The organism is Acinetobacter sp. SwsAc4, assembly GCF_013391535.1.
Lineage (GTDB): Bacteria > Pseudomonadota > Gammaproteobacteria > Pseudomonadales > Moraxellaceae > Acinetobacter.
In genome coordinates, this window is sequence record NZ_JACAXC010000034.1 from 1 (window position 1) to 13,340 (window position 13,340).

The 13,340-nt window shown below is 38.9% G+C and carries 13 protein-coding genes; 7 read left to right on the forward strand and 6 right to left on the reverse strand.

The genetic code is table 11. The features are described from left to right. The first annotated feature begins 261 nt into the window (after positions 1-261). The 5 genes from HYG88_RS13255 (at position 262) to HYG88_RS13275 (ending at position 5,632) form a co-directional block, all read left to right on the forward strand. Positions 262-1,362, forward strand: a complete 1,101-nt coding sequence (locus tag HYG88_RS13255) for a polysaccharide biosynthesis/export family protein (protein ID WP_005163582.1) — start codon at positions 262-264, stop codon at positions 1,360-1,362. Between the two features lie 2 nt (positions 1,363-1,364). Further along, entirely contained in the window at positions 1,365-1,793 is a 429-nt protein-coding gene (locus HYG88_RS13260) for a low molecular weight protein-tyrosine-phosphatase (protein ID WP_005163585.1), read from the forward strand. A 16-nt stretch (positions 1,794-1,809) separates the two neighbouring features. Then, on the forward strand, positions 1,810-4,017 hold the full coding sequence (locus HYG88_RS13265) for a polysaccharide biosynthesis tyrosine autokinase (protein ID WP_005163588.1): 2,208 nt from the start codon (positions 1,810-1,812) through the stop codon (positions 4,015-4,017). A gap of 177 nt (positions 4,018-4,194) precedes the next feature. Continuing rightward, positions 4,195-4,902 (forward strand): FKBP-type peptidyl-prolyl cis-trans isomerase, encoded by a 708-nt coding sequence (locus HYG88_RS13270; protein ID WP_005163590.1) that lies wholly within the window; start codon positions 4,195-4,197, stop codon positions 4,900-4,902. Positions 4,903-4,948: 46 nt separating this feature from the next. After that, entirely contained in the window at positions 4,949-5,632 is a 684-nt protein-coding gene (locus HYG88_RS13275; protein ID WP_005163592.1) for an FKBP-type peptidyl-prolyl cis-trans isomerase, read from the forward strand. A gap of 42 nt (positions 5,633-5,674) precedes the next feature. Here the strand turns inward: HYG88_RS13275 and murJ are convergent, their stop codons facing one another. Then, positions 5,675-7,225, reverse strand: coding sequence for a murein biosynthesis integral membrane protein MurJ (gene murJ, locus HYG88_RS13280; protein WP_171063600.1), 1,551 nt, complete (start codon positions 7,223-7,225; stop codon positions 5,675-5,677). A gap of 62 nt (positions 7,226-7,287) precedes the next feature. Next, positions 7,288-7,866: a 1,6-anhydro-N-acetylmuramyl-L-alanine amidase AmpD gene (ampD, locus tag HYG88_RS13285; RefSeq protein ID WP_005163595.1), complete on the reverse strand. Its 579-nt coding sequence runs from the start codon at positions 7,864-7,866 to the stop codon at positions 7,288-7,290. Between the two features lie 145 nt (positions 7,867-8,011). Here ampD and nadC point away from each other — a divergent pair, with 145 nt between their 5' ends. Then, on the forward strand, positions 8,012-8,857 hold the full coding sequence (gene nadC, locus HYG88_RS13290; protein ID WP_005163597.1) for a carboxylating nicotinate-nucleotide diphosphorylase: 846 nt from the start codon (positions 8,012-8,014) through the stop codon (positions 8,855-8,857). On the opposite strand, the gene HYG88_RS13295 is transcribed toward nadC, so the two are convergent. From HYG88_RS13295 to HYG88_RS13310, 4 genes are all read right to left on the reverse strand, one after another. Next, positions 8,854-9,021 carry a hypothetical protein gene (locus HYG88_RS13295; RefSeq protein WP_005163598.1) on the reverse strand — a complete coding sequence of 56 codons (168 nt, stop codon included), beginning with the start codon at positions 9,019-9,021 and terminating at the stop codon, positions 8,854-8,856. The two genes, nadC and HYG88_RS13295, sit on opposite strands and share 4 nt — an antisense overlap. 311 nt (positions 9,022-9,332) lie before the next feature. Beyond that, positions 9,333-10,049 (reverse strand): ribonuclease PH, encoded by a 717-nt coding sequence (gene rph / locus HYG88_RS13300; protein WP_004665354.1) that lies wholly within the window; start codon positions 10,047-10,049, stop codon positions 9,333-9,335. Between the two features lie 108 nt (positions 10,050-10,157). Next, entirely contained in the window at positions 10,158-11,300 is a 1,143-nt protein-coding gene (locus HYG88_RS13305) for an acyl-CoA desaturase (RefSeq protein WP_171063602.1), read from the reverse strand. Between the two features lie 30 nt (positions 11,301-11,330). Continuing rightward, positions 11,331-12,356: a ferredoxin reductase gene (locus tag HYG88_RS13310; protein WP_178883245.1), complete on the reverse strand. Its 1,026-nt coding sequence runs from the start codon at positions 12,354-12,356 to the stop codon at positions 11,331-11,333. 311 nt (positions 12,357-12,667) lie between these two features. Between HYG88_RS13310 and HYG88_RS13315 the strand changes: the two genes are divergently transcribed. Continuing rightward, positions 12,668-13,318 (forward strand): TetR family transcriptional regulator, encoded by a 651-nt coding sequence (locus HYG88_RS13315; RefSeq protein ID WP_178883246.1) that lies wholly within the window; start codon positions 12,668-12,670, stop codon positions 13,316-13,318. Positions 13,319-13,340: the final 22 nt, after the last annotated feature.

Genomic DNA, 13,340 nt, shown 5'->3' on the forward strand with positions numbered 1-13,340 from the left:
TTAACCGTATTTTTCTTAATAGTGATTATAGCAAAAGTATTTAAAACGACATTTCATGTCGTATGGCTTACGCCAGTCGCTTATATCCTCGGGCTAAACCCCGAGGTTTTACGCTCCAATGGATAAACTTAGCATACAAAGCCAACGGATTTGTCAGTGATTTTTTAGGATTTTTAAGCTAGAATAAGCAAAATTCTAAGTCTAAACACAGATGATTGTGTCTAAGCTGATATAAATTTTATAAATATTCAAGGGTAAATTGTGAAGCATTATCAATTATTTTCCATCCTTGCAATTAGCTTAAGTGCTGTTGGATGTGCTGTCACTTCTGGTCTTCAAACATACGACATTCCAAGTGAGGGAGTTTATAAGACTGATCTTGGGACAACTGTAAGTGTGATAAAAATTACACAAGATACTTTAGAGTCTATAAAACCAACCCAGTTAAACTACCAACAAAACTATACTTCTTTACTTAATCAACCACAGCGTGTTTATCGTTTAAGTCCTGGTGATGTTTTATCCATTCAACTTTGGGCATACCCTGAAATCACCCCACCTGTAAACAATCTGTCGAATGATCAATCGATTCAAGCGAACGGATACCCTATTGATTATAATGGGTTCATCCAATTGCCCTTAGTCGGTCGATACAAGGCATCTGGTAAAACGTTAAGTCAATTAAATTCAGAATTACGAAATCAATTTGCTCATTATTTAAAAACCCCTGACGTAATTGTCAGAGTCTTAAACTATCAAGGGCAACGTTACTCTGTACAAGGAAGTGTAAGAAAAGGTGGTCAATTTTATTTAAATGACCAACCTATTAATTTATATACGGCTCTTGGTATGGCTGGTGGTGTATCTGAATTAGGTGATAATACTTATATACAATTAGTACGTAATGGTACTACTTATAATATCAATACACTTGAATTAGAAAAAGCAGGCTATTCGCTACACAAACTTTTAATTCAACCAAACGATACAATTTACGTAAGTACTAAAGACAATCAGAAAATATATATTATGGGTGAGTCTGGTAAAAACCAAGCACTACCAATGCGTGATCAGGGCATGACTTTGAGCGATGCTCTCGGTGAAGGTTTAGGTTTGAATCCTTTATCAGCAAGTGCCAGCCGAATTTATGTATTACGCACTAACGCAAATGATCGACGAACTGAACTTTATCATTTGAATTTAATGAGCCTTGGTGACTTTGGGTTGGCAAATCAATTCCGTTTACGTAGTAACGATATTGTATATATTGATGCAACAGGCTTAACTCGCTGGCAACGTGTTATGAACCAGATTGTACCGTTCTCGAGTGCACTTTATAGCTTTGATCGGCTAGGTAAGTAATCATGCAGATTCGAAGTATTTTAGTGGTTTGCGTTGGTAATATTTGTCGTAGCCCTATGGCAGAATACCTACTAAAACAGGATTACCCTCAGCTAATGATAGATTCAGCTGGTATTTCTGGACTTTCAGGTCATCCTGCTGATGACAAAGCACAATTATGTATGCAACATTTAGGTATTGATATAAGTGGGCATATCGCAAAAAAATTAAATGCTGAACATTTAAAAAAAGCGGATTTAATTCTCGTGATGAGCAAAAATCAGCAAGCTCATATTGAACAAACTTGGCCTTTTGCTAAAGGAAAAGTTTTCAGATTAGGTCACTGGCAGAATAAAAATGTGCCAGACCCATATCAGCATGATCAGGCCTTTTTCGATGAGACATGTCAGCTTATTCAACAGTGTGTCACTGATTGGAAAAATTATATTTAACTTTTAGATTAAGATTATGAGCCAAAATACCAATACTGAAGACACAATTGACTTGAAAGAGCTTTTTTTCTCTCTTATTGCTCAATGGAAATTAATCGCTTTATTTATTATTCTTAGCCTTGTATGTGCACTTTTGTACCTTCGTGCGACACCTGATACTTATTCAGTTGATGCCTTAGTTCAAGTTGAAGACAGTAAGGGAGCATCAGCTGCTTTATTGGGTGATTTATCACAAATGATTGACCAAAAATCACCCGCTCAGTCTGAAATTGAAATTTTAAAATCCCGTTTAGTTTTAGGATCAGTAATTCAAGCACTTCATCTTGATCTAAAAGTTTCAAGTGAAGATGATAACTTTAGCCAGCGCTTAATTCATAAAACTGTTTATGAAACAGAATATGCGCCCAAAGCAGTCACTTTTCACGATGGCCAAAAAGCTTTTGATGTACAGCAATTTGAGGTTCCCAACTATTATTTGGATAAGACCTTAAGTTTAAGCTTTAAAGGTAAGAGTTTTAGCTTAACCGATACAAAAACTGAAGAGGTTCTATTAACAGCACCCCTGAATCAGTTGAACCAATTAACCACGCGTGCGGGTGTTTGGAAAGTTGCTATTTTTTCTTCGGATATATTTGACGCACATTATTTCATAGAAAAGCAATCGCTGCCTGCTGCGGTACAAGCGATTAACTCAAATTATTCAGTCGCAGAAAGAGGTAAACTCACTGGGATTTTAGGTCTAAGTTATCAAGGGCAAGATAAAGAACATATCACAAAAGTTCTGAATGCAATTTTAGCTGCTTACAGCGCGCAAAATGTAGAGCGTCGCTCTGCAGAAACAGCGCAAACGTTGAAATTCTTAGATGAACAACTTCCAGATTTGAAAAAGCAACTCGATGATGCTGAACGTGTCTTCAATAAATTTCGTCAGCAACACAATACTGTTGATGTGACTAAAGAATCTGAGCTTTATCTAACACAAAGTATTACTTTAGAAACAAAAAGAATAGAATTGCAGCAACAACAAGCAGATCTTGCAGCAAAGTACACAGCTGAACATCCAGCGATGCGTGAAATTAATGCTCAAATCACTGCATTAGATAAACAAATCTCTGAATTAAACAGTACATTAAAAAAATTGCCAGATATACAACGACAATATCTTCAATTGTACAGAGAGGTTGAGGTTAAAACCCAACTTTACACGGCTTTATTAAATTCTTATCAACAGCTTCGAATTGCCAAAGCAGGCGAAATTGGTAATGTTCGTATTGTAGATACTGCGGTTGAACCTGTTGAACCAATTAAGCCAAAAAAATTACAAGTACTTGTCTTGGCTATTTTCTTGGGTGGATTCATTGGTACACTTATTGCTTTGTTACGCAATATGTTACGTACGGGTATCAAAGATAGTGGGCAAATTGAAAATGAATTCAATCTACCTGTTTATGCAACTGTACCACGCTCTCCGATTCAAGAGACACGTATCAGTATTTTAAAGAAAAAGAAGAGTATTCCTATCCTTGCGGTTAAGCATAATGATGATATTGCGATCGAAAGTTTACGTAGTATTCGAACAGCGATTCATTTTGCACTCGTAAATGCGAAGAATAATATTATTGTTATTGCAGGTCCTTCTCCTGAAGTTGGTAAATCATTTATTTCAACCAATTTGGCCACTATTCTTGCACAAACTAACAAGAAAGTTTTGTTGATTGATGCAGATATGCGTCGTGGCTATATACATAAATATTTTAATTTAGATGTAAAGCCTGGTTTATCTGAATTTTTAAGTCATCAAGCTGATCTAAACCAAGTAGTTCATACAACTGAAGTAGATGGCTTAAGTATTATTACACGGGGTAAAAGTCCAGCGAATCCATCGGAAATGTTAGGATCTGAACAGTTTGCGGTATTACTTAACCAATTAAGCCAAGAATATGATCATATTATCATTGATACACCACCTGTACTTGCTGTAACCGATGCAATTATCATTTCTCAATATGCGGGTGTGAACTTACTTGTAGCACGCTATGCTAAATCACAAATGAAAGAGCTTGAACTAAGTTTAAGTCGCTTTGAACAAGCGAATGTCAAAGTAAATGGCTTCATTTTAAATGATATTCAACGTGCTGGTGCTGGGTATGGGTATGGGTATGGGTATGGGTATGGGTATGGATACAATTATTCATATGCTTACAAAGCAAATAAAGATGATTAAAAATCTATCATAACAGTCATCTCAAAAAGCCAGATCTCAAAGTCTGGCTTTTTATTGATAAACACAGAAACTATATAAAAAATACACGCATTTTTTAGCTGAGTTATTCAATGCTTAAGCTTAGACATGCTAAGATCATGACCATATTTTTTATTAAAATCTTACTTCGGACATCTCATGAGTAAAGCTTTACCTGTCATTGCAGCAGTCGTTTTAGGTGGCGCAGCCCTTGTTCCTGTTTACTATGCTACTCAGCACCCGACGACTGAACTTGGATCAAAAGCGGATAAGAATGCAGCACCTGTTGCAAAAATCAGTTATGCCTTAGGCTATGAAGTTGCAAAACAAACACCACCTGAATTGGAAACAGCTGCATTTATCACAGGTTTCCGTGATGGGCATGCCAAAAAGCCTGCTGCATACACCGAAGAAGAATTACAAGCTGCTTATATGGAATTCCAAAAGGAACTTCAACAAAAACAAATTAATGAAACCAAAAAAGCTGAAACCACAAACAATAGTTTTTTAGCTGAGAATGAGAAAAAAGAAGGTGTAAAAAAAACGGCTTCCGGTTTACAGTACAAAATTATTAAAGAAGGTACTGGCAAACAACCTGTTGCAACCTCTGTTGTGAAAGTTCACTACAAAGGTCAATTAACCGATGGTAAGGTCTTTGACAGTTCTTATGACCGTGGTGAGCCAATCGAATTTCCACTCAACCAAGTCATTCCCGGTTGGACAGAAGGTTTACAATTAATGAAAGAAGGTGGCAAAGCAACGCTTTATATCCCTTCTCAACTTGCTTATGGAGAACAAGGGGTTCCTGGTTCTATTCCACCAAATAGCACATTAATTTTTGATGTCGAATTAATCGCTGTAAAATAATTAGTACCAAGGAGAGCATACGCTCTCCTTTATTTTGGAAGAAATAATGAAAAAACTAAGTTTGATTTTAATTGTCTCAATGATGAGCACAGCACATGCAGCACCCATTACTTTAAAAAGCCCACAAAAAGATCAGTTAGGATATAGTTACGGTTATTTAATTGGTAAGAGTTACGCAGAGACATTAAAAGATCTTGATATTGCAACAATCTCACAAGGTCTAGAAGAAGCGATACAAGGTAAGTCTGCATCGTTAACTGATGAAGAAATGATTAACCTATTAAGCCAATATAAAAAGCGTCTCGAAGCAAAACAACTGATAGAATTTCAGGAACTTGCTCAAAAAAATGAGCAAATTGGAAAAACGTTTTTAGCTGAAAATACAAAGAAAGCTGAGATTATAACCACCAAATCAGGTTTACAGTACCAAGTGATCCAAGAAGGCAAAGGTAAATCACCTAAAGCAACTTCAACAGTGAAAGTAAATTACGAAGGACGACTCTTAGACGATACGGTATTTGACAGTTCAATTGCACGAAATCATCCAGTTGAATTCAAGCTTAACCAAGTCATCGCAGGTTGGACTGAAGGCGTTCAAACCATGAAAGTGGGTGGTAAGAGTCGTTTCTTTATTCCAGCAAATTTAGCATATGGCGAAGTGGGTTCAGGCGATGTGATTGCGCCAAATAGCACACTAATTTTCGATATTGAATTACTAGAAGTTAAATAGTAAAAACCCTCCTGATGGAGGGTTTGTTTTTTCAGGTAGCAATTAGGCTCTTAAATGTCTTGGGCGGAACCCTGTTGCCAATAATCCTACCGCATAGGCCACCACACCAATTACACATAAACCAGCCACTTCAGCGATGCGTAACCACTGTGAAATATCGCCTTGATACCAGGTCAGTGCATACCAAAGTGCAGCAATCATGGTCAGGTTGGCAATGGTAAATTGCATTGCCAGTTTCTTCCAATGCGCACCAAATCGATAAATATTCCGTTTATGTAAATAAAAATATAGCATACCCGCATTTACCAAAGCTGAACCTGATGATGCTAAAGCTAAAGCCATGTGTTCTGCATGCCAATCAATTAATTTAAAGAAACCGATAAAGACAACGTTTAAAATCGCATTCGCAGCCACTGCCATCAAACCGACACGAACAGGGGTTTTGGTGTCTTGCTGAGCGTAAAACCCAGGTGCAAATACTTTAATCAACATGAAAGAAATCACACCAGCACTCATACATTGCAAGGCTAGTGCTGTCATTCGTGTATCTTCCAACGTAAATTCACCGCGCTGAAACAATGCCTGAATAATTGGGATGGACAGCATAAATAAGGCAATACTTGCAGGAATGCCCACCAACATAATGATCTTGGCAGCCCAGTCAATCATGCTCCTGAATTTGGCCTGATCCTGTTCGGCATGACGTGCTGATAACGAAGGTAAAATCACTGTACCGATTGCTACGCCAATTAAACCCAATGGCAGCTCTGTCATACGTTCAGCACTATATAACCATGACACTGAACCATCTTGCATGAATGAAGCCCAAATCGTATTCAGCAATAAGTTGATCTGCGTGACTGATACACCAAATAAAGCAGGTAACATCAGTTTTAAAATACGGTCAACACCTTCATGTTTAAAATCAACCTTGGGTGGAATCAGTAGATTCTTTTTCCATAACTCTGGAATCTGGATGGCAAGCTGCAAAATACCCGCCACAACTACCGCCCAACCCAATGCCATGATCGGTTCAGCCATATACGGCGTTAGCCACCACGCCCCTGCAATCATTGCCAGATTCAGCAACACAGGTGAAAAGGCTGGCGATGCAAATGAACCATAGCTATTGAGAATACTGCTGGCAAAAGCCGTTAATGACATAAACATCAGATAGGGAATCGTAAGACGAAACATATCAACGGCAAGGTCAAATTTCTCAGGATCGTTATGAAATCCGGGTGCGTAGATATAAATAATTGCAGGTGCAGCAACCATTGCGACAAACGTCAATAATGACATGGCTGTGAGTAGACAACCAAAAACTCGACTGATGAGAATCTGAACTTCGGCATGCGCACGACTGGTTTTATATTCTGTTAGAACAGGAATAAAGGCTTGAGAAAATGCCCCTTCCGCAAATAAACGCCGAAAAAAGTTGGGAATACGAAAGGCAACAACGAAAGTATCGAAGTCCTTGCCCGCACCAAATACATTGAGTAGCACAACATCACGTACCAATCCCAAAATTCGGGATAACATCGTCATTGCACTGACAATGACAGTCGATCGCCACAATGCCATCGCATTCACCTACGGCTTATCTTTTAAAAAGCGTTATTGTAATGAAAGTCAAAATAGATTTCGTTGTGAAATCATAAATTCGACGAAGTTTTTTTAGATAGTAATTGACGGAATAATTGCCAATCAAAATATAACCCGGGATCAGTTTTACGTTTTGGGGCGATATCAGAGTGACCTGCAATATGATTCTGAATTTTTGGATAGGCTTGGCGCAGTGTTTTTACCACTTCTGCCAATGATTGATATTGTTCTGGCTCAAAGGGCAAGTCATCACTACCCTCAAGCTCAATTCCAATCGAATAATCATTACACTCTTTTTGAGCCAGATAACTCGAGCGTCCTGCATGCCATGCCCGATCATTAAAGTTTACAAATTGAATGACCTCTCCCGTACGCAAGATCAGCAAATGTGCGGATACCTGCATCCCTTCAATGGTCTGAAAATATGGATGGATAGACCAATCTAATTTATTTTGAAAAAACTGCTGAATATAGCCTCCACCGAACTGTGAAGGTGGCAAACTAATATTATGAATAACAATTAGTTGAATATCTGTATCATCAGGACGAGTATTAAAATTAGGTGATGCAATCTGGGGCGCACCGATTAATTTTCCATCTTGCACTTGAGTAAATTTAGTCTGTTGCATTATGACCCGAATCAGCAATTTAATGTTTATTTACTGCATTCTGACATGCTTTATCAGGAATAATCGAGATGAAATACTTATTTTTTATGAGGAGGGTGCTAATATATCGCACAAGTTTTTTGGTCATAAATATACTGGAACGGGTATGAGTATTCCTCAATCTTTGCTTGAACAATCTATTCAAATCAATATTCAACAAGCATTACAAGAAGATATTGGGGATTGTGATATTACCGCAATGCTTACCCCTGAAGAAGAGCAAGCAACCGCAACGATTATTACCCGTGAAGATATGGTATTGGCGGGTCAGCCTTGGGTGAATGCACTCATTCAAGCATATGACAGTAATGTTCAAATTACATGGCTAAAGCAAGAGGGTGAACTTGTAGCGGCAAATGAGGCGTTTTTAAAACTTGCAGGTTCTGCACGTAGTTTACTGACTGTGGAACGCCCTGCTTTAAACTTTATTCAAACTCTTTCTGCTGTGGCGACTAAAACTGCAAATTATGTGCAACAACTTGAGGGTTTAAACACTAAATTGCTTGATACACGTAAAACCTTACCCGGTCTACGTATTGCACAAAAATATGCAGTTGCTGTGGGTGGTGGACAGAACCATCGTCTAGGTCTATTTGATGCATTCTTAATTAAAGAAAACCATATCATGGCAGCGGGTGGGATTGCTCAAGCAATTGCTAAGGCACATGACATTGCACCGGGTAAACCTGTCGAAGTAGAAGTTGAGACTTGGGACGAATTAAACCAAGCACTTGAAGCTGGTGCAGATATCGTCATGTTAGATAATTTCAGCCAACAACAGATGATTGACGCGGTTAAACATGTTGCAGGGCGTTGCAAATTAGAAGCCTCAGGCAATATCACCATTGAAAATTTACGCGAAGTTGCAACAACTGGCGTCGACTATATTTCAATGGGTGTACTCACTAAGGATGTGAGAGCTGTCGATTTATCTATGCGTTTTAATGCTTAGACATCATCTATCTCAGTTGAATGCTTATGAGTCGAAGTATCGATAGATGCTTCGGCTTTTTCACTCCATGCTGACTTAGCTTGTGTCAAATCTGTTGGTCTTGGATCCGCAGCCATTAAAACAAAAGTCACTGCCGTTAATAAAACCAAAAAAACTTGTACCATGCTTCCCGTCCTTCTTTATTTTTCATTTTTCTAACCTATCAAAGCAAAATGATTCAAATAAATGGGTTATGTGACAAACTGCAAAGATTGTGTGATTTTATGTTGAGAAATAAATTGATCTGTTTATTTCGTTACTTGCTGTTACAGCCCTTGGCAACAAGTTCGTGTTGATATGCTATGGTTGGACTTTTGACTTGGTTTATACTCATTTTCCTGAGTATTTATAGGTTTATGCTTCATTAGCATCTAAATTGATAAATAAAAAAAAGGCGGTCTAAACATACCAGACCGCCCGCACTATCAACTGGAGATTACCAACCGAGTGCCTGCTGTTGCTTCTGAATCAATTCTGCGATTCCTTTTTCTGCAAGCTCTAACATGGCATTAGACTGCTGGCGAGTGAACGGTTTCTCTTCTGCCGTTCCTTGAATTTCAATAAATTCGCCCGCTTGTGTCATCACCACATTCAAATCCGTTTGGCAATTTGAATCTTCTTCGTAACACAAATCGAGTAAGACTTCGTCTTGGTACATTCCTACTGAGATTGCTGCTACGAGACCTTTTAATGGGTCTTGTTTAATCTTTTTATTGCTCAGTAACACATTCATGGCATCAACTAAAGCCACCGCTGCGCCTGTAATGGCTGCTGTACGCGTACCGCCATCTGCTTGAATGACATCACAGTCAATCGTAATCGTGTTCTCACCCAACTTCTTCAAATCCACCATGGCACGAAGACTACGACCAATGAGACGTTGGATTTCTTGGGTACGTCCTGTTTGCTTACCGCGCGCTGCCTCACGGTCACTACGTGTATGCGTCGAACGTGGCAACATACCGTATTCAGCAGTCACCCAACCTTGCCCTTGACCTTTCAAGAAACGTGGAACTGAGTTATCAATACTTGCTGTACACAACACTTTGGTATGACCAAACTCAACCAAAACTGAACCTTCTGCGTAACGGGTATAGTTACGTGTGATTTTTACTTCACGTAATTGGTCTAATGCTCTTTGGTCAATACGCATAATGATTCCTTAAAACTATGGCACAAATATGATTGCGCCATAGTATAGCTCAATTACACGTGCTTTCAGTTTTACTTATTCGTTACAATTCCACGAATAAGCAATCCTTTAAGCAAATTTAAATCTCGCTTTTAAATTAGTCCAACCTTGCGCCAATTGTGCCGACATATCATTTGGCAATGAACATTTTGCTAAACGTACCCAAACTGTCCAAAATTGCTTCATGAAATTCGCTTCGTTATAGTTCACGCCATATTCAGCACATAAAGCTCTGATCTGTGGTGCCACTTGCTCATAACGATTGGCTGGCATATCTGGGAACAAATGGTGCTCAATCTGATGGCTTAAGTTACCACTCATAAAGTGCATCCACTTACCACCTGTGAAGTTGCTCGAACCACGGATCTGACGTAAGTACCATTCAGCCTTGCTTTCGTTATCAGTATTATCGGCTTCAAAGGTTTCTGCATCTTCAGTAAAATGACCATTAAAAATCACTGCCGAAGACCATAAGTTACGAATCACATTGGCTACAGCATTGCCTGCCAATACTGGGATAAAGTTAATGGTCGCAATCGCAGGGAAAAACACATAATCTTTGAGGACTTGGCGAGTCGCTTTTTTACGAAACTCGGCTGCATCTGCCCACACTTGTTTCCATGTTTTAGTTTTGTAGACCAAAGCATCTTCTAAATGTAGGTTTTGTACGCCCACATACCATTGGAAAAAGAACATTAACTGTAATGCCAATGGAATATTGGCCAAATGACGAACTTCCCATTTTTGATCTTCCGTGACACGTAAGATGCCATAGCCCACATCATGGTCTTTGCCCACAATATTGGTATAAGTATGGTGCATATAGTTATGGGTAAAACGCCAATCATTCCCTGAACAGGTATTGTCCCAGTCATAATCTTCACCACGTAAACTTGGGTCATTCAACCAGTCAAACTGACCATGCATGACATTGTGTCCAAGTTCCATGTTTTCGACGATTTTAGATACACCTAACATTGCTGTACCCACTAACCATACAGGTGGAATCCAACCACCGAACATCAACATGCCACGAGATGCAATCTCGGTATAACGCACAAAATTACGGACTTTATAGATATATTTTGAATCTTCTTTGCCTAAATTCTGCATCACAGCTAGACGAATTTCTTCGACACGGCGACCAAATGCTTCAACTTGCTCTGGCGTTAAATGTGCTGACTTTGATGCTGCTTTAAATTCTAATGCCATATTCATTTCAATTATCCTCAATATTTGTTTTTATAGGTCAATCGTGACTGGGCTAAGGGCTTGGCTTACACATAACTTGATCGCACGATTAGGCTGATCATCAATCTCACCCGTAATCACATTCTGTGTTACACCACTAACTTTGGTACAGCTACAGCGATTACATACCCCCATGCGACAACCATGCTGTGGGCGTAAACCTGCTTGCTCCGCACTACTTAATAGATTGGTCGTTGCAATAAAATTCTGTTGTGCACGGCGGAAAGTAATCGGTTGAGCCTCGTTAGACTGCTCAATTTGTACAGGTTGGAAAAATTCCTGATGAAAATTCGATGCTGCATCCTGTTGAGCATAAATCGCTTGTGCTTGGCGCATCATGCTGTGATGACCACAAGCATATGCCTGTAATTCTTTAAAGTTCGGAACTAACTTTTCTAATAAAGCGGTATCTAAATGCTGCTTTTGCTGTGCTGTATTAAAAAAGTGATATTTCAGTTGTGGATATTGTTCTGCTAAAGCCAATATTTCCTGATGGAACACTTCAGTGCGGTTGAAATACACGACATGAATTTCTTTAAGCTTTTGAGCAACTGCCTGTTTTAACAATGAGTAAATTGCAGTAATCCCAGAACCAGAAGCAATCAAGAGTGCAGACTGTTGTCCTTGATGTAGCACAAAATCGCCTTGTGCTTGAGAGATTTCAAAACGATCCCCTACACGCAATTGTTGTGCTGCTTTTGACACCAAGCCCTGTACTTTAATACCCAGACGGATTTCGCCTTGTGCAGTCACATCAATAATTGAATAACTACGTTGGTGATAAACCCCATTGATCATTAGCGTGATCAAAACACTTTTACCTGCTTCAACTTCAATTAAATCAAAGTTGTGGTTTGGTTTTATGGTGAGTAAAACCATATCTGAGCTTAACGACTTTACAGCGGTAACTTCTGCAAGAATGCGTTTCCAAGCAAACGTTGGCTTTATTTTTTGCAAAACAAAATCAACAAAATCTTCGCGAATCCAATGTGGCTGATAATTTAACTGTGCGCTCATACGTTCCTCGTTTTGTATCTGGCTATTTATCTTGAGTGAACAAATGTTCTTGTAGTGAACATATGTACACTATATTTATTTGTGTTCACTGAGTCAACACTTGTTCACTAATTTTTTGAATATTTTTTATCCTTTTTATAAGTGGCTAAAAATCATGAAAAAATAAATGATTTAAACCCGATGCTTTTTGCCCAGCCACAATGCCCTGGTTTTGGACAAGCAGGAATCTGTCTTATTTAGCAATGGTTAAGACTAAAAAAATCTTGTTTTTTTTGCTAGACTCTACCGTATGGTTTTAATGGATCTTATTCATGTCGATTAGAGATGAACGAAAACAACAGAGTCGGCAGGCTCTACTGGATGCGGCACTTCATCTCAGTACCTCTGGGCGCTCATTTAGTAGTATTAGTTTGCGTGAAGTTGCACGTGAAGTTGGCTTAGTCCCAACGGCATTTTATCGTCATTTCCAAGATATGGAGGCATTAGGGCAAGAACTAGTTGACCAAGTGTCTTTGCATTTAAAAAGCTTGATTCATCAATTGGGGCAAAGCTATTTAAAACATAGCGGATCTGCTAAAACACGGACAAGCATTGAACTGTTTGTACAGGCAGTCAACCATAGCCCGCAGCAGTGGCAGTTCATGATTGCTGAACGCTGGGGCGGTTCTGAGACGGTAAGAATCGCAATCGCACGGGAAATTGAGTTTTTGGTTGAGGACCTTGCCATTGACTTATGCAAGCTTGAGACTTTTAAGCATATTAAAGAGTCCAAGGACCTGCAAGTGCTATCCACCATCCTGATTAATATGTCATTTACATGGGCAATGACGTGGATCAACTTACCGAAACAATTTCCAATTGATCGTTTGTTAGAACAACAAAACTTATTTATTGACAATGCAGCGACCCAAGTCCGCTTACTTTTCCGAGGTATCTCGAACTGGGAACCACAAAACGCCTGATCTTATCAAAGCTAAAGTTTGA

Coding starts and splice junctions, on each gene's coding strand:
- HYG88_RS13260 (WP_005163585.1), top strand. CDS start 1,365: ATGCAGATTCGAAGTATTTTAGTGGTTTGCGTTGGTAATATTTGTCGT.
- HYG88_RS13265 (WP_005163588.1), top strand. CDS start 1,810: ATGAGCCAAAATACCAATACTGAAGACACAATTGACTTGAAAGAGCTT.
- HYG88_RS13270 (WP_005163590.1), top strand. CDS start 4,195: ATGAGTAAAGCTTTACCTGTCATTGCAGCAGTCGTTTTAGGTGGCGCA.
- HYG88_RS13275 (WP_005163592.1), top strand. CDS start 4,949: ATGAAAAAACTAAGTTTGATTTTAATTGTCTCAATGATGAGCACAGCA.
- ampD (WP_005163595.1), bottom strand. CDS start 7,866: ATGCAACAGACTAAATTTACTCAAGTGCAAGATGGAAAATTAATCGGT.
- nadC (WP_005163597.1), top strand. CDS start 8,012: ATGAGTATTCCTCAATCTTTGCTTGAACAATCTATTCAAATCAATATT.
- HYG88_RS13295 (WP_005163598.1), bottom strand. CDS start 9,021: ATGGTACAAGTTTTTTTGGTTTTATTAACGGCAGTGACTTTTGTTTTA.
- rph (WP_004665354.1), bottom strand. CDS start 10,049: ATGCGTATTGACCAAAGAGCATTAGACCAATTACGTGAAGTAAAAATC.
- HYG88_RS13305 (WP_171063602.1), bottom strand. CDS start 11,300: ATGGCATTAGAATTTAAAGCAGCATCAAAGTCAGCACATTTAACGCCA.
- HYG88_RS13310 (WP_178883245.1), bottom strand. CDS start 12,356: ATGAGCGCACAGTTAAATTATCAGCCACATTGGATTCGCGAAGATTTT.
- HYG88_RS13315 (WP_178883246.1), top strand. CDS start 12,668: ATGTCGATTAGAGATGAACGAAAACAACAGAGTCGGCAGGCTCTACTG.